Source organism: Euryarchaeota archaeon, assembly GCA_016207515.1.
In the GTDB taxonomy this organism is placed as follows: domain Archaea; phylum Thermoplasmatota; class SW-10-69-26; order JACQPN01; family JACQPN01; genus JACQPN01.
In genome coordinates this window covers 24,184-40,853 of the sequence record JACQPN010000006.1, presented here as the reverse complement: position 1 = coordinate 40,853, position 16,670 = coordinate 24,184, and the positions used below count along the sequence as shown (strand labels likewise).

General features: G+C 63.6%; 13 protein-coding genes. 2 read left to right on the top strand and 11 right to left on the bottom strand.

Features of this window, described 5'->3' with window-relative positions:
• From HY556_03040 to HY556_02990, 11 genes are all read right to left on the bottom strand, one after another.
• A partial coding sequence (locus HY556_03040) for an HYR domain-containing protein (GenBank protein ID MBI4392759.1) occupies positions 1-915 on the bottom strand: 915 nt, incomplete at its 3' end.
• A gap of 262 nt (positions 916-1,177) precedes the next feature.
• Positions 1,178-2,899, bottom strand: coding sequence for an HYR domain-containing protein (locus HY556_03035; protein MBI4392758.1), 1,722 nt, complete (start codon positions 2,897-2,899; stop codon positions 1,178-1,180).
• A 240-nt stretch (positions 2,900-3,139) separates the two neighbouring features.
• Positions 3,140-3,910, bottom strand: a complete 771-nt coding sequence (locus tag HY556_03030; GenBank protein MBI4392757.1) for a methyltransferase — start codon at positions 3,908-3,910, stop codon at positions 3,140-3,142.
• A 25-nt stretch (positions 3,911-3,935) separates the two neighbouring features.
• A complete protein-coding gene (gene rsmA / locus HY556_03025) occupies positions 3,936-4,736 on the bottom strand; it encodes a ribosomal RNA small subunit methyltransferase A (protein MBI4392756.1) in 801 nt (266 codons plus the stop codon).
• A 168-nt stretch (positions 4,737-4,904) separates the two neighbouring features.
• Complete coding sequence (locus HY556_03020) at positions 4,905-5,204, bottom strand: hypothetical protein (GenBank protein MBI4392755.1); 300 nt, start codon at positions 5,202-5,204, stop codon at positions 4,905-4,907.
• Positions 5,205-5,388: 184 nt separating this feature from the next.
• Positions 5,389-5,742, bottom strand: a complete 354-nt coding sequence (locus HY556_03015) for a hypothetical protein (protein ID MBI4392754.1) — start codon at positions 5,740-5,742, stop codon at positions 5,389-5,391.
• Positions 5,743-5,803: 61 nt separating this feature from the next.
• Positions 5,804-6,871, bottom strand: coding sequence for a winged helix-turn-helix transcriptional regulator (locus HY556_03010; GenBank protein MBI4392753.1), 1,068 nt, complete (start codon positions 6,869-6,871; stop codon positions 5,804-5,806).
• Positions 6,872-7,058: 187 nt separating this feature from the next.
• The gene (locus HY556_03005; GenBank protein MBI4392752.1) at positions 7,059-8,078 is read right to left on the bottom strand and encodes a right-handed parallel beta-helix repeat-containing protein; all 1,020 of its coding nucleotides are present in this window, start codon (positions 8,076-8,078) and stop codon (positions 7,059-7,061) included.
• Positions 8,079-8,501: 423 nt separating this feature from the next.
• Positions 8,502-9,983, bottom strand: coding sequence for a helix-turn-helix domain-containing protein (locus HY556_03000; GenBank protein ID MBI4392751.1), 1,482 nt, complete (start codon positions 9,981-9,983; stop codon positions 8,502-8,504).
• Entirely contained in the window at positions 9,983-10,405 is a 423-nt protein-coding gene (locus HY556_02995) for a response regulator (protein ID MBI4392750.1), read from the bottom strand. The genes HY556_03000 and HY556_02995 overlap by 1 nt, the downstream gene beginning before the upstream one ends.
• Positions 10,406-10,409: 4 nt before the next feature.
• On the bottom strand, positions 10,410-15,098 hold the full coding sequence (locus HY556_02990; protein MBI4392749.1) for a PAS domain S-box protein: 4,689 nt from the start codon (positions 15,096-15,098) through the stop codon (positions 10,410-10,412).
• Between the two features lie 448 nt (positions 15,099-15,546).
• Here HY556_02990 and HY556_02985 point away from each other — a divergent pair, with 448 nt between their 5' ends.
• Both HY556_02985 and HY556_02980 read left to right on the top strand, forming a co-directional pair.
• Positions 15,547-15,867, top strand: a complete 321-nt coding sequence (locus HY556_02985) for a hypothetical protein (protein ID MBI4392748.1) — start codon at positions 15,547-15,549, stop codon at positions 15,865-15,867.
• Entirely contained in the window at positions 15,861-16,634 is a 774-nt protein-coding gene (locus HY556_02980; GenBank protein MBI4392747.1) for an AAA family ATPase, read from the top strand. The genes HY556_02985 and HY556_02980 overlap by 7 nt, the downstream gene beginning before the upstream one ends.
• Positions 16,635-16,670: the final 36 nt, after the last annotated feature.

Here is a 16,670-nt window from a genome sequence, read left to right as displayed (position 1 = left end):
CGGCGGTGGGGGCGGGAAGGGCGGGTCGAGGATCGTGATGCTGAAAGCACCGATCGCGATGTTACCGTTCGAATCAACGGCCTGGCAGACAACGCTGGTCACGCCAAGAGGGAAGAAGCTCCCGCTTGCGGGGGAACAGTCCACGGTCACGTCCCCGTCCTTATCGTCCACGGCCGTGCTTCCGAAATAGACGACCGCCCCGCCGCCGGCCGCCCTGAACGTCATGTCTGCCGGGATCGTGAGAAAAGGCGGAACATTGTCCGAAGTGCTTCCCGAGCCGCCCGAGCCGCCACCTCCAGGTGGCGCGGCCTCGTCGATGGTCACGTTGAACGACCCGAAGCCGGTAAGGTTCCGGCTGTTCGTCGCCTGGCACCTCACCAACGTGGTCCCCACGACGAAAAAAGACCCTGAGGCCGGTTGGCAAACGGCCGCCATGGTGCCGTCCACTTCATCGACGGCGGCCACCTCGTACGCCACCACCGTACCGGTCACCCCGTTGGCGACCGTGATACGCAGGTCAGGGGGCACGAGAATCACCGGAGGCTGCGCCAGCGGCGGCGACCCGCCTAGGACGAACGCCATGAAGCTGCCGATGGCGGTGTTGAGGTTGCTGTCCGAGGCAAAGCAGAAGATCACGTGGTCGCCGACAGGGAAAAACGAGCCGCTTGATGGCGAGCACGCAACCGGAACGGAGCCGTCCTGGTCGTCAACGGCTGACGCGGACCAGGAGAGGACAACGCCCGGATCGGTCCCAACGTAAACGGTAATGTCCGCGGGGATCGACAACACTGGCGGCGTGTTGTCCGCCGCAGAGGCCGCGGGGATGACGGACAGCACCAAGGCGCCGGCTACGGCCATCGTGAGCCACAGATGGCTTCGACCGTCCCCCTTGCGGGGGTTACCCTGATGTTTCAAGATTTTCCTCCGTTCCAGTGAAGCAAGGCTCGGCGACGGCCACTTATAAGCGTTTGGTGAAAGTCATCTATAACTGGTCGGACACAGCGAGGACTTCCCCGTATACACAAGGTTACTGGCCTTCGTCCGAGCCCAGTTGACGACGGCCGGGCGGGGCGTGGCCGATCGAGCCTCCCGCTCGGGGAATCGCCGCGACGGGAAGCCCGCGCCGACGGCCGGGCGGCCCCGCTGGGAGCGCGCCCTGTGTCGGCCGTGGAAGGGCCTACTTCAGCGACACGTTGGTCGTATGCCAAACTCCGTCACCAAGGTCCACCCGGATCTGCCACATGCCTCTCGAGAGCGTCTTCGTGCCCAAGTTGAAGATGTATTGGGCCCCGTCGGCGCTGTAGCGGAACGTGTTGCCAACGTCTGCGGCGGACGTGGAACCGGCCGCAATTTCCGTTCCGGATGCGCTGTTACTCAGCTTCTTGACATAGATGTGGGCGACCAGGTCCGTGATCCCAGCGCTTTCCGCCGTGAGGCAGAACTTCACCGGGATGATGCTTCCGAGCTTGAACACCGATCGGCCGTTGGCAAGAGGCGGTTGGAACCCGCACCACGACACGTAGACGGTCACATCGAAGCTCCCCGAGGCGCTGTTGCCGCGGGAGTCGGTGGCGCTACACGTGACCGTGGTCGTGCCGTAAGCGAAGAGCGAGCCGGAGGCGGGATCGCATACCACCGCGACGGCGCCGTCAACGAGGTCCCAGGCCGAGGCTTCGTACGATACCGTGCCGTCCGGATAACCATCCGCGGCCTCAAGGAAGTCGGCCGGGAGGCTCAAAACCGGTGGCGTCGTGTCGACGACCGAGACCGTGAACCCGCTCGACGCAGAATTGCCGGCCGCGTCAGCGGCAACACAATCCACGGACGAATCCCCAAGCGCGAACATCGAGCCGGCCGCCGGGTCGCAAGTCGCCACCCCGTCGCCGTCCACCAGATCGTGGCTGGCGGGGGCCAAGTAATCGACCGCCGCGCCATCGGGGCCCGTCGCCTCGACCACGATGTCGTCGTGCCCTTCGATGGCCGGGGGCGTGGTGTCGACCACCCACACGTCAAAGAAGGACGCGGCCGAGTTTCCGGCCGCATCACTAGCGCTACACGTGACTTCCGTGCGGCCAAGAGCGTAGGTCTCGCCGCTTGCGGGAACGCAAGACGCCACTCCATCGCCGTCTACCGCGTCATGCCACGCTGGATAGCCGTAATCCACGATCGCTCCGCCGGGACCCGTGGCCTCGGCGTAAACGTCGTCATGGGCGTCGATGGCGGGCGCGGTGGTGTCGCTGACCGTGACCGAGAAGGTCGCTTCGGCGCTGTTTCCCGAAGTGTCCGTCGCCACACAGTGGACGAGGGTGACGCCGAGCGGGAACGTCGCACCGGAAGGCGGCTGGCAGGACAGCTCGACCGCCCCCCCACTATCGTCCTCGGCCGAGATCGAGTAGTCGACCGTGGCTCCGTCGGGGCCGGATGCCTCGGCTTCCATGTCACCGGAAATCGAGATCTGCGGTGCCGTCGTATCGGCACCGGAGCCGCCCTCACCGACGTGGAGGATGAAGGTGGCCTGGTGCGAAGCGTACGTGCCGGACCCTGCATCGTCCGCGGTCGCGCTGATCTCGTAGTCGCCCGCGGTATCGCCGGAGAAGATCACGTCCTGGAAGGCGTTACATCTGGTGAATGTGAGAACGTCGGGCACCGCGCTCACGTGCTCCGGGTAGTGTATCGTCACGGCCGCGGGCGTCCCGTCGGCCGCATTGCAACCCTGCTGGGTGTCGCCTTGCTGCGTCGCCGTCGCTACTATCTTGAATCCTATCGACGTGGTCTCGCCGACGTCGACTGTGTCCCCGCCGTTGGCGGCAATATCGTTCACCACGTTATCGGCCAAGGCCACGTTTGTGCCGACCAATATCATCGCAATACCGACCACGACTATTCTCTTGAGTGCCAATCAATCACCAGAAGAAATCCGTTGGACGCGCTCTGTGAAAGGTACTACATCCAACTATTGCACAACCCTGGCCGACTATCATCTGGTAAAGTGCGATCGGAAGAGTGCAAGGGCACACCGCCGGTTTTTCCCGACCGCTTCTCTTTAGCGTTTGGCCAAAAGACACTTTAGGATGGATTCTGGACCATTCGGCGTTCACAGGTCAAGGCGACGCTCGGTTTCCGCAGCTTCCAGGTCTGATCAAACGAGCTTTGAATCACGGTCGACCTCTTTGCCGGCTCGCGGCTCCGCCATCTTGAAGGCCGGCCTGAAAAACAGGGGCTCCTTCGCCTCCCGCGCCGGCTCCTCGATCTTGAACTCGACGGTCTCCTCGGTCCTTGGGAGCAATTCGAGCACCGCCAACCTCTCGTACGGCAGGCGACGCGATGCGACCTCCACGACCCTGAAACCCCTTGATTGTGCGTTTCCTTCCTGCTGCTCGATGCCTCCGCCTGTGAAGCTCGAGACGAGCATGAACGCCTTCCCGTGGTGCGGCTCCAGGTGGCCGGCGAGGTCCCTTAGGAACGGCTCGATGACCGCATCCCCCGTCTCGCCGCCGTCGAGAGCAAGGTTCAGCCAACCGCGGATCCGGTCCCCCGGATCGACCGGGAGGTAAGGCGGGTTGAAGAGTACTACGTCGAAACGCCCCCTGAAGGGCTGGAAAAGGCTGGCGCGCACGACATCAATGGCCACGCCGTTTCGAGCGGCATTGAGCCGGGCGAGTGCCACGGCGTATGGGTTCACGTCGGTGGCCACGACGCGGCCTCCCGCACGGGCTGCCTGGATCGCGAGTACTCCCGTTCCCGTCCCGATGTCAAGTACGCGTTGTCCCGGCCTCACACGCAGCGCTTCCAGCATGGCTTCCGTGTCCTCGGCCGGTTCGTACACCTCAGGGTGGATCTCCAACGCGATACCATAGTAATCGATCGTGGCGCGCCTCGACTGCTTTCCGGGCGCTCCTGGGGGCGTCAATCTGACCACCACCCGCAAGCCATGCTCAACCTGCCCTCCCCTGTGCTATGCGATTGGCGACCGCTGCGAACTCCGCGGGCGTCAGCACTTCGCCGCGACGCTCGTACTCGGCGCTCGCGGGGATTATCTCCGCCAACCTTGTCTTCGTGAACCCCAACGATTCGCTTCGCCCCAAGAGCGCATTGCGCAGCGTCTTGCGGCGGCTGCCGAAGGCCAGACGGACCACGTCCTCGAAGAGGTCGTCGTCGATCACTTTGAACGGAGCGGGACGGGGCGAAAGCGTGACGATGGCCGAGTGCACGCGTGGAGGCGGGTCAAAGGCGCCGGGGGGGACCGTCTCCATGACCTTGCAATCTGCACGGTATGCGACGTTCACGGAAAGGCGCGAATAGTCGTCGGTGCCGGGCTTTCCGACCAATCGGTCGGCGAACTCCTTCTGATACATGAGTGCGGCGATCTTGAAGCCGTGCTTGAGGAGTCGGAACGTGATGGCCGAGGAGATCTTGTACGGGAGGTTCGCGACCACCTTGTCGACACGCGGCAGCGTCACCTTCAAAGCGTCGCCTCGGATCACCTCCACATTGGCGGGTAGGCCTTTCGCCTCCAGCCGGTCGGCCAATTCGCGGTCGATCTCCACTGCGTACACGTGTTTGGCGGCCTCGGCGAGGGCAAAAGTCAGGATCCCCGGCCCCGGCCCGATCTCGAGGACGGCGTCTCCTGGGCCAACGCTCGCGTAGCCCACGTGGCGCGCGGCGACACGCGGGTCTTTCAGGAAATGTTGGCCTAGTTTCGGCCGGATGGTGCCGTCTTTTCGCCTTATGGGCACGGGCAAATCATGGAAGGTTCCCGTTAAAAAGGGTCGGGATTGGGTTCGCCGCCGGAATCAAGCGCCATGGGCCCGAGACCGCGCTTCCAGGAAGGAGCCGCCGGCCGGCGGGGACCCAATGCCAGCGACACCCCGTGGGCCGTCCTCCCCGGAGCGGCTCGGGCCCCTTCAGGCTCCGCCTGCGTGAAGGCCCAGTCGCTCGCGCCTGTCGGCGCCTGTATTGGGCTCGAGGTCGGCAAGGTCCTCGGCGACCTTCTGCGCGATGGTCCTTGCCCTCTCGGCCTTGAGCTCGGCTTCGACGAGGCGCCGCTTGAAACCCTGGTCGTCTTGCGACAGATCGCCCCCCGGGGCGACTGGCGGCGGCTCTGGCCGTCTCACGGTATCCTCCAATACGAATTCGAACGCGTCCTCCGAGCGCATATCATGCGCCGGGGTCGCGAGAGTCCCATCCCTACGCTTCTCGGTCATGCATCCAGGAAACCGGCGGGAGACCACTTAACGGGATTGGGACAAGCGTCGAAACGTGAAGGCAAGGGCTTGCCGGCGTGGGCCGGCAGGGATCTTCCGATCCGATCGGACCAAGCGCGGTTCCAAGGAGAATGACAGGCCGTTCACGGCACCGTGGGCCACGGGCGCAAAAGGGTCCTTGTCTTCACCGCTTCATCACGCGGACGACGAAACCGAACTTGTCGATTTCGGTCGATTTCTGCGGTGCCGCGTCACGTTCGGCGATCTCTCGGACCGACTCGCTGGCCTTGAGACGGATCTCATCGGCACGCATCCCCGCGTTAGTTTGCCGGAGTTCTTCGATGCGCTTCGTCCGAGCCGCCACGGTGGCGGCCGCAGCGTTCGCACGCTCCTCGGCCTTGGCCAACATCGCCTCGAAGGCATCGGGCGTCAGCGTGCGCAATGGTTCTCCCATGCTCCCAACTTGATGCAACACGTCGGTTGCAGGCAAAGGAGTTTTCGGTATCCTACGGGCTACCAGGATCACCTCGACCGGCAATCTCAACCGCCACGGAGGGTGGAGCGTCGCGTGGTCGCCCGCCCAGCCATCCTCGCCATCGTCAAGTGGCCATGTGAAGGGCCTTCGCCTCCCGGATACGGACCATGTGCCAATGCGCGGCCGTTCGGCTCACGCCGACTTGCGCCGCAACGTCCCGGACCGTGGCCTCGGGAGCGCGCTCGAGTAGCCGCAGGATGGCCTTCGTGCGCTCGTTGGCCTCCAGGGCAAGTCGCGCCCGTGACGCGGGCTCGAGGCCCGCAGGAAAGTAGATGGCACGTCCGCGAAGGCGTGTGCGGACGACAAGCCCGAAGTCCATGAGGATCCGGACGTGGTACTCCGCCGTACTCGCCGCAAGGCGCGTCTCGCGGGCGATGGCCGAAATGGGCGCGCCGCGGCGCTTCGTGACGACTTCGAGGACACGGTTGCGGCTCGAGACCGTGAGAAGCCGGCGCCGGTCGATCATGCGCCGGGCGAGGATCAGCGCTAAGATCGAGGTCAAGGTGCCGGCGACGATGAGCGCGGGGCCTGCGCCTTCAGGCTCGGGGCCCGGGCGGGGGGTGATCGCCTCCCGGATACCGGACGGGTGGTCCTTCACCGGTTCCATCGACGGGCCGGCGTCGGCCGTCCTCGGTGCGCGGCCGGGAACGGCCCGTTCGACGGGGTCTTCTTCCCGCAACCGCGGGGAATCGTCGCCTTTGGCCGAGGTCGCTTCGTCCGCGTCTGCCGCGTCGCCGGAAACGCGGAGATCGTCGATGAGGAACACGAGCTCCACCGGTGATTCCCGCGGCACGCCGATACGCGGAACGATCCCGGCGACCGTCATGGCCTCGTCGAGGCCTGATGCGTACGACTCGCCTACGGCCCGCCGGGCAAACGATTGGAGCCCCGTCGCGGTGTATTCCGCGTCGACGACCGGCGACCAGGTCCCTTCCAGGAGACGCTGCGTGTCGACGCGTGCGTCCGCCGGCAAAGGCGCCGGCAAGGCGATCTGTCGCTCCAAGCGGAATCCGTGGAACGCCGCGCTTGCGGCCACCGAATCCGCCTCCCCGGGGCCGACCTTTACGCCGTCCCCAGGACCGAGCACCCCCGCGGCCGGAAGAGCCAAGACCGCCAGGGTCACAGAAACCACGATGAAAACGCGGGAAAGCGACATCCGGCCTCTGGCAATAGGCGACGTTCGGGGGTTATCTGGTTTTTCGTGAGACCCTAGGACATTGAGTGCCCTGCAACGTGGGTGCAGGGGTTGGAACGGCGGGTGGGACCCGAAACGCATCCCAGCGGCCGCCGTATCCACGCCGCTCGTGTGGACCACTTCCCTACGTCGCCCTCTCGCTCCGCCACGGGTCCACATCGACGTCGCCGACCACCGCTTCGCACCCCTCGCCGTGCCGCTGCGGTCCTTGCGGCGAACCCCAGTAGTTCGAGGTCGCGTCGACGTGGTATGCTATGCGGGCGCTCGCGTCGATGTCGATGCATCGCGATGAGAGGAAGTCGTTGTCGTGTACTTCCCAACTGATGGCCGGGTCGCCGAACACGGTGCTCACGTCGTAGGTGCGTAACGCGATGTGGTTGCCCTCCAACGTGTTACGCTCGAAGACGGGCCCGGGCCGCTTCACGCCGAACTGTGGCGGCGGTATGCCGATGGCGGCGCCTACGGTGTTGTTTCTCAAGGTGTTTTCCCGGATCACGTTGGGGAACCCGTTGAGGTTCACGATGCCGAAGAACGAGTCCTCTATCGTGTTTCCCTCGATCAAAGGCATGTTCGGGATGGCCTTGTCCGTCTGGGCGGCGATGAAGATGCCGGCGTAAGACGAGGCGCGGATGTGGTTGTCTCGGATCTGCGGCGAGGCCATGAACACGTTGACGGCGCGTGAAAAACCCGTGAAGACGTTGCGTTCGACGACAAGGGGTGCTCCGTAGTAGGCCTGGACGGCGAAACCCGTGCCGCTGAATGCACTGTCGGAAATCACGGAAACGGCCCCGTCGGGCCTTCCGCCTTCGACGTAGACCGTCTCGACGCGCGACAGGCTGCTCTCACGGATCTCGAGCACTCCGCCCACGGCTCCTATCATGAGCTCCCGATCGCCGAGCGTCCGGTCGATCCGGCTCCCGATGATGCGTAGCGTGCCGCCTTCGACCTCGATGTCGCTTATGCAGTGGCCGGCCACGGCGATGTGGCCGGTGCAATTGCGTTCCGGGCCGTCGAGGTGGACGATGGCGTTACGAAACTCCACCGTGGTCCCGGCGGGGACCGTCAGCGGGGCGGTGAACGTGTACTCGCCGTCTTCGTAGACGAAGACCACCGGGCCGCTGGGAAGGGCTAGCGCCAGTCCCATCGGCCCAAGGAACAAAAGCGACAGGACACCCGCCGCTCCAACCCGGCCCGGCCGGGGCGATCCCCGTGCGGGGGCTTTCCTCCTTGCCTTCGATTCTGATCTTTGGATGGTCGGTTTCATGGTGACCGACGACGAGTGGGAAGAGCTGGAGATGTTACTTTTCGAAGACGCCTAGGACGCGCGCATGGGCGATCCTAGCGCGCGGGGTGATCCCACCGTGCGGGCGAGGACGCCGGGGACATGCCGTCGCGCGCACAGGGCGTGTATCGACGCGGAGACCAGCTCCGGGACGTGCCCGCGAAGCCGAAGGCCGGAAGTCCCCAAGTGTCCCGGCCGAGGCCTAGCTGGGACGAGCGCAGCATCAGCTGCGCGAAGCCACCGACCGGTAGTCTCCACGCTCCCCGGTCGGAGGCAAGCGGAGTTTCAACTCCGCGAGGTGCCCGCGAAGTACCCGCACGCGATCTTCTGCTCCGCGGCCGTGAGGTTCTTGTGCACCGCGTTGGTGCTGATGCCGAGCGTGTGCGCGATGTCCTCTAGAGTGCACTCCCTCGGGGTCCTGTAGTAGCCCATGGCGTGGGCGATCTTCAAGACCTCCTCCTGCCGCGGGGTGATCTTCTCCTGCTGCGGGATGCTTGCGATTGCCGTGTCGGCCGTCACGTCCTTCACGTTCAACAGGTCGAAATCCACGATGCCGCCGGCCCCTTGAAGCTCCGTGAGGCCGCGAAGGATATCGTCAGATGAGACCTTCCTCGTCGTGACCATGCGGACGAGCAGTTCCCCGTCCTCGATGATGATGGGCTTCACGTACGAGTCGCGACCGAAGCGGCGGACGAGTTCATGAAGCACCATTGGGCCTGTCCGGATCCCTTCCTGCAAGATCTTCTGCCTCACGCGTAGCGATAGGTGGTCGGCGTCGCGGCCCAAGGTCTCCACGGAGATCGTGTCGGCGCCGCGTTCCATCGACTTCAGGAACTCGTCGAACAACAACTGTGCGGCGACGAAGACGAAGAGCCCCGTCGAGCGCTTCTCGGCCGTATCCTCCTCGAGGATCTGGTAGATAAGGCGCGATTCACGATAACGTTTGGTGAAACCGGCGGGCGCGAAATCCGTGAGCCGGAGGCGTAGGATTATCTCGCGCATGAGCGCGGCGCCGGGGGATTTCGCCCCCAAGGACGTCCTGCGGCGCCGCTTCACGACCTTGTAGGCGGGGTCGAGATAGGAGTTGATGAGCGTGTGCTCGATCTCCTTGAGTTTCTTGTGCACAGGCGAGACCGAAAGCCCGACGCGGCCTGCGATGTCCTCGAGGTTGCAGCGCTTCGGGACCTCGTAGTAACCCATCGAGATCGCGAGCATCATCAATTCCTCCTGATCGGCGTCCAGGACCGGTCGGAGCTTCTCGCCAAAGCCCACGGGATCGAACGTACCGACGCGGATGACCCGGAACTGCGTCCACTCCTGCACCTTCTGGAGCTCCTGGAGGCGAAGGAGCGCTTCCTTCGTGTCGCCGACCTGGGGGCAGAGCCCGGTCACCCGGGCCTTCCCTTTGTCGAAGATGATGGGCTCGAGGATCGTCTCGGAGCCGAGGGCGGAAAACGTGAGGGCGGCAAGTTCCACGCCACTGTGGCCGGCGCCAGTGGTCTGTGCCTCAAGCGAAAGGACGATCGCATAAGGGGCTATGGACATGATCTCGAAATGCTCGTACTGGCCCGCCTCCTTGAGTTCTTTGACAAGCGAGTTCGTCACCTCGGTCGCCCCGACGATGGTCAAGACACCCCGTATGCGGTTCTCCTCGCGACCCCACTTTATGGGCCTGAAGATCGCCCGGACGTCCGGGTGCTCCGCGGTGAAGCGGCACATCGCGTAGTCGCGTTTCTCCGCCTCGAAGACGACCTCCGCGAGGCTCATCACGAGCCTCCTGCCTTTCCGGACAACGCCTCGTACACCGTGAGCCGCAGCTCGTCGTTGTTCCACGGTTTCTGCACGTAATAGTGGATCTTCGCCTGGTCCATCGCCTCCATGGCGATCTCGACGTCCGTGTATCCGGTGATGAGGGCCCGCACGGTCGTCGGGTACTTCTCGTGGACGTGTTTCAGGAGCTCGACGCCCGTCATGTTCGGCATGCGGTAATCGGCGAGGACCATGTCGAAGGGCCGGGCTTCGAGCTCCCTTTTCGCCTCAAGAGGGTCGGAGAACGACTTGATGTTGCACTGGAAGTTCTTGGCCCGCTTCAGCGTCATCGCCAAGGCGTCGAGGACCTCCGGCTCGTCGTCGACCAACAGTATCTCGTACACCTTCTGCGCCCCGCCTCTTGTCGTCCTCTGGTTCATGGTTTCACGTCCTCACGGGCAATCTGATGATGAAAGTCGTCCCTTTTCCCAACTCTGACTCGACGAGGATGTCCCCGCCGTGCTCCTTGATTATCTGGTAGCAGATGGAAAGCCCGAGCCCGGTGTTCCCACGTTGCTTGGTGGTGAAGAACGGGTCGAAGATGCGTTTGCGGTTCTCCGGGGCGATGCCGGTCCCCGTGTCCGTTATCGACACCTCCACGGCGTCGGCGGTGCCGCGCGTCCTCACCGTTATCGTGCCCTTGCCCGGTATGGCCTGCGCGGCGTTGACGAGCACGTTCATGAAGACCTGGTTCACCTGGCCCGAATCGACTACCGCCTTCGGGATGTCCCCGAGCTCCTCGACAAGCTCGATGCGGCCCCTGAACTGCGGGTGGAAGATCGTTATCGTGTCCTTGAGGAGGAGGTTGATGTCGACGGGTTCGCGCCGTCCTTGTTGGGGGCTCGCGAAATGCTTCAGGTTGAACACGATCTGTGATATCCTGTCGAGGCCTTTCAGGTTCTGCTCCATCAACCGTTCGAGGTCCTTCTTGATGAACGCGTACTCCGGCGACGAGCGGAACTCCCGCACCGCCTCGGGCGGGACCCGCCCTTCGTCGACGGCGCGAAGGAACGCGCTCTCCGTGAGATCGTGGAGGACCTCGCGGACGTTCTGGGTGTTGCTCTTCACGAACGCGAGAGGGTTGTTTATCTCGTGGGCGACACCGGCGACGAGTTGGCCCAGGGCCGCCATCTTCGCGGATTGCACTAGTTCGAGGGTCCGCCGTTCCACTTCGAGCTCCAAGTGGGTCGTGTAACGCTTCAGTTCCTCTTCTAGACGTTTTCTTTCGGTGATATCGGTGAGCGTCACCACGAGCCGCGACAGTTTCCCGCCCTCCATGATGGGCGCCGCGTTCACGATCATCTCCCGGTGTCCGCCGTCGCGCGTCGGGATAGAGATGTCGCGAGGAGGAAGTCGCCCTCCTCGGAGAAGGCTTTTCCAGTTCTCCATCGACTGGTCTTGCAACGGCGGGCCCGTTCCGGTCGTGGCGAAGAGTTCCCAGAACGGCTTTCCGACGATCTCGGAGGCGGGCCATCCGAAAAGCTCGCCGTATTTCCGGTTGCAGAACTGTATCACCCCGGCGCCATCGAGGGCCATCACGACGTCGGCCGTGTTCTCGGTTATGGTCGCGAGGAGTTCCGACCGGTCGCGCACCTCCTCCGCGAGCTTTTTCTGGGCTGTGATGTCCCTGTACGTCCAGACGCGGCCGAGATAGCCCCCTTGATCGTCGTAGATGGCCTCGCTGTGCTGATGGACCCAGCGGGGCACCGGCCTTTCTAGCTCGATCTCGTTGTCGAGGACGACCTCGGGGTGATCGTAGACGCGGAGATCGTCGTCGAATATCCTGGGATCCTTGTACCTCGACCTCGCCACCTGCCGGACCGTCGTCTTGTCGCCGGAAAGAAGCTCGTCGAGCCTGAAGTCGAAGATGTCGCAGAATCGTTGGTTGGCCGACACTAGGTCCATGTTCTTGTCGACGAAGAGGAAACCGTCGATCGTCGCATTGTAGATCGTCTCGAGGTTGGCCTTGGCCTCCGCGAGGTGACGGTTCGAGGCCACGAGCGCCTTGGTCCTTTCCTCGACGCGGGCCTCCAGTTCCCTCGCATGCGATTCGAGTTCACGTTGGAGGCGCACCCGATCCGTCACGTCGGAGACGAGGAGAAGCGCTCCTTTCAGGGCGCCGTCGGAGGCGCGAAGCGGCACACCGGACACCGACATCGTCAACTGCTTGCCGTAGAGGGACGTGTATTCCGTCTCGAAGTCCCAGAAGGGACGCCCCTCGAGTAGCTCGAGGAGCATCGCGCGAAGCTTCGGCACCGCCTTCACGGGGGGAAGCTCGCTGATGCGTTCATGCCAATTGAGCGGCGGGCGGTCTCCCTGGTGGCCCATGATCCCAAGGAGGCTCTGGTTCTCGAAAGTTATCCGGCCCTCGGTGTCCATGTAAAGGATCCCGACGGGCGCGTTCTCCACGATCTCGCGGTTGAGGTTCGAGAGTGCCATGATCTCGGCTTCGGCGAGTTTGCGCTTCGTGACATCGAGGCACACGAGGATGGCGGAATCCACCTTGCCCCCGATGCTTATCGGGCCCATCCTGCTGTCGTACCAGATCGTGGCACCATGCTCGTCGGCACCTTCGAGCTCGAAGTGCACGGTCTCCTCTTCTTCGAACACCTCCTTGAGGACGGATTCGAGCACTGGACCGGCGCTCGGCCGCAGGAGCGACTGTACGCGGGCACCTACGGCGTTTGCGCCGACCGGTGCGATGGGCCTGTTGGTGTAAAGGAGGTTTCCCGTGCGGTCGACGGTCATGATTATGTCGGGGACACTGTCGACGATCGAGCGCAGTTTCTCCTCGGAGGCCCGGAGCGCCTCTTCGGCCCGTTTCCGCTTTGTCACGTCCCTGAAGCTCCAGACACGGCCGGCGCTCTTTCCCTCGACGCGTTGCGGGAGCGAGTAGCGCTCGAAGATGCGTCCGTCAAGGAAACGCAGCACATCGAAGCTCTCGGCTTCTGGGGCGGCGTATAGTTCCTTCACCTTCTTCACGAACTCCTCGGGGCTTTCCAGTTGGTCAAGGACGAACCCGAGGGCGCGTTGGTCGTCGCGGGAGGCGACGATCTCGGCGGGGATGCGCCACATCTCCACGAAACGCCTGTTGAACCCGACGATCTTCCCCGCCTGGTCGACGACGAGTATCCCATCGGCCGTCGATTCGAGGGTCGCCTGGACGAGCGAGACGGTGCGCCTCAACTCGTCCTCCGCTTTCCTGTGCTCGGTCACGTCCTGCACGGTCCCGACGAGGCGGACTGGTTTTCCGTTCTCGCTACCTGTCGCCTTGGCCGTGCCGTACAGGACGCGCTGTTCACCGCTTGGAAGAAGGATCCGGTACTCTGCACCGGCAAAGTTGGTCTCGGGAGGCCGGAAGGCCGCTATGTCGCGCGCCAACAGTTGCGAGACGGTCTTCGCGTCCTCGGGCACGACCCGTTCCATCGCGCGTTCGAACGTCACGGGGAAACGCTCGGCCCCGTAACCGTAGATGCGGTACATCTCATCCGACCAAGTGACCTCTCCGCTTCCTAGGTCCCAGTCCCAATTCCCAAGATGCGCGATGTTCTGTGCCTCGGCCAGGGAATCCGCGGTCTCGCGCAGGTTCTCCTCGGCCCTCTTGCGGTCGGTGATGTCGTGGACGAACGCGACGGTGGCCACCCCGTCGTCGCGGCGCGTCACCGTGGCCGAGATCTCGACGGGGACTCTTCGACCGTCTTTCGACAGAAGCATCGTCTCGTACGTGAGGGGGACGGGCTCGCCGCGCTTGCGACGGTCGTAAATCGCTCGGACGCGGGCAATCTCCTCGGGGGCGACGAGATCCTTGTAGGTCATCCCCATGAGTTCTTGCCGCGTGTAGCCCGTGATGCGGCAGAATTCGTCGTTGGCGAATCCGTACGTGCCTTCGCCCTTCGCCTCGTCGTGGAGGATGGCGATGCCCTGACCCGCGCGCGACGCCGTCTCCACTACGGTCGCGTAGTTGTTCCTCGATTCGACTATCTCCGCGTAGAGTTCGGCGTTTCTTAAGGCCACTGCGGCCTGGCTCGCGAAGGTCGATACCAGTTCCACGTGGCCTTCGTCGTAGGCATCCTCGTCCTTGAAATTGTTTATCGCGATGACGCCGAGGACCCGGCCTTCCGTCATCATCGGGACGCCTATGTACGACTTCGCCGGCGTCCTGAAGTAACGGATGCCGAGCCTCTTCGTGGCCTTCTCGAAGTCGTGGCGGATTAGAAGGGGCTTCCTCGTGAAGATGATGTGCTCGGTCAGCCCTTTTTGGAGCGGGCGTCCCTCGCGCCTTATGCGCTTGCCCGCTTCGTAGTATAGGGGGAACTCAAGCCATTTCCTCTTCTCGTCGTAGATCGCGATGTACATGTTGGAAGTGTCCATGAGGAGACCCATCTGCCTGTAGATGGTCTCGAGCAGCACGTCCGTGTTCAGGCTCGAGGCGAGCACCTGGCCGATCCTGGTGAGGGTCACAAGTTCCTGGGCCTTGCGCTCCGCCTCCTCGTAGAGGTCCTTCAGGACGTTTCGTCCATGGACGAGTTTGTCGTTGGCGCGCTCGATCTGGTGGTAGAGCGACGAGTTCTCGACGGCGATGGCCGCTTGGGCGGCGAAGAGTTCGAGGAGCGCCACCTCCTCGCGGTCTGGTATCCGGCCCGAGCGCGGTTTGTCGACGGAGATGAAACCGATCGTGCCCCGGCCCGTAATGCCTAGCGGGACAATGAGCGCGTCGTCGGGGTGCCAGGCTGATGGGCCTTTTATCATCTTCATCTTCGGGGCGTAGGTCCAACTGTCCGGGTACTTTCCCCACGGCCGCGAAGAGTGCGAGATGAAGTACGATTGTGAGATCGGTTCGGCTTTCCTTAGAAGCGTCTCGATGCGTTTCCTTGGGATGTGCTCGCGCGTGAGCTTGCGGGCGACGCCCGGCGGGATGCCTTTAGAGGCCCGGACCTCCAACTCGTCGTGGGCGTTGTAGAGGTTGATGATCGCGGCGTCGAAATCGGTGGCTTGCGTGATGCCGTTCGCGATCTCGAGTAGGAGCCTGTCGAGGTCTAGGCGGACGTCGAAATGCGACGCTATCCGGCGCATGGCGGCAAGGGCCGCGAGAGGTGACGGGCGGGGCCGTTCTGGCGCGCGCTTTGGGACGCGGTGGCTTCTCTTGGCCGCACTGGGAGTAGTGCTGGTTTTTTTACCTGAGGGTTTAGGGTTCTTGCCCAAGCCACACCTATCCGAGCGACAGGTAAGTATCACGGTTGATATTTAATGATTGCCCAAGAGGACAATGGGTCAACCCAGGGCGCTAACTCCGAACGTGGCTCCGGACAGTCTTGAGATTCGACGTTGAGCAGTGCCGATTATTTCGGTGCCAGTTGGTCGATGGTCTATTCCGTAAACTAATAAGCGGCGTTTCAGCCTCGACGGACACGGCACCATACCGATCGAAGGGCACCGAGCGCCAACCCCGCACGCGACGTTCGGCCGGTACGCGTTCCCCTAACCCGTGGAGGCGGTGCCACGTTGGAGTCTTGCGAAGATCATGGCGGCAACAAGCGAGGACGAGGAGACGGAAGCGCTCCTCGCCGCGTGGGCGGATTCCGATACAAAGATCCAAGTCCTGGTCTTTTTCCACCGCAACCCGGGGATAATCGAGACCCTCGAAGGGCTCGCGTTGCGGCTTGGCATCCCACAGGAGACGCTTCGAAAGGAGATCGCCGAGCACGTGCGCCTCGGCATCGTGCGCCTTCGCGACGCGGGCGGACGCAAAGTCCTCGTTTACGACCGCCACCGCAACGACGAGGTGGAGCGCTTGATCGCCCGGCGCGCCCGGCGTGGGGACTCGGAGCCCGAACCATGTTGAGCCTCGACAAGGCGCCACGCGTATCGACGGGGGTCGCCGGCCTCGACGAGATGCTCGGTGGCGGGCTGGTCCAAGGCGACTCGACGCTACTTGCCGGAAGCCCCGGAACCGGCAAGACGACGCTCGCGCTACAGTTCATCGCGGCCGGCGTTATGGCCGGGGAGAACGGGGTGTTCGTCACCTTCGAGTACCTCCCCCAACAACTCTACAGGGACGCCGCGGCGAAGGGGTGGCCGCTTCGAAAGTGGGAGGACGAAGGGCGCGTCCGAGTCGTATGCACGACACCCGAGATACTGGTCGCCCAAGGGGAGTCCGGGGCCACGATCCTCGACGAGGCGATGGCCGCCATCGGGGCCTCGCGGCTAGTGATAGATTCCTTGAGCCACTTCGAATTCCTCGGTTGGCCGCCGCAGGTGCTGCGCTCGAACATCGCGGGCCTCCTCAACCACTTCAAGCTCACGCAAGTGACGACCATCGTGAGCCACGAGGTCCCGCAGATCGTGGGGCCGGCGGTGACCATAAGCGCTTATGGTCTCGAATTCCTTGTCGACAACGTCATCGTGCTCCGGTACGTGGAACTCGAAAGCGAGCTTAGAAAAGCCGTAAGCGTCATGAAGTTCCGGGGCGGAGACCACGACCGGCGCTTCCGATCGCTCAAACTCACATCACGGGGAGCGGTGGTCGAACCCGGCTTTGCCGGCGTCGAGAACATCATCGGCGGCTACGGTCGCCGGACGGCCGTCGAACGCGCACGGGAACTGGTCTGATGCAGGACAAAACGCAAGGGAACAGGGGGAAATGAA

Excerpts from the sequence above, each read along its gene's own strand:
- HY556_03020 (MBI4392755.1), bottom strand. The coding sequence starts at position 5,204 with ATGACCGAGAAGCGTAGGGATGGGACTCTCGCGACCCCGGCGCATGAT.
- HY556_03005 (MBI4392752.1), bottom strand. The coding sequence starts at position 8,078 with ATGGGACTGGCGCTAGCCCTTCCCAGCGGCCCGGTGGTCTTCGTCTAC.
- HY556_03000 (MBI4392751.1), bottom strand. The coding sequence starts at position 9,983 with ATGAGCCTCGCGGAGGTCGTCTTCGAGGCGGAGAAACGCGACTACGCG.
- HY556_02995 (MBI4392750.1), bottom strand. The coding sequence starts at position 10,405 with ATGAACCAGAGGACGACAAGAGGCGGGGCGCAGAAGGTGTACGAGATA.
- HY556_02990 (MBI4392749.1), bottom strand. The coding sequence starts at position 15,098 with ATGCGCCGGATAGCGTCGCATTTCGACGTCCGCCTAGACCTCGACAGG.
- HY556_02985 (MBI4392748.1), top strand. The coding sequence starts at position 15,547 with ATGGCGGCAACAAGCGAGGACGAGGAGACGGAAGCGCTCCTCGCCGCG.
- HY556_02980 (MBI4392747.1), top strand. The coding sequence starts at position 15,861 with ATGTTGAGCCTCGACAAGGCGCCACGCGTATCGACGGGGGTCGCCGGC.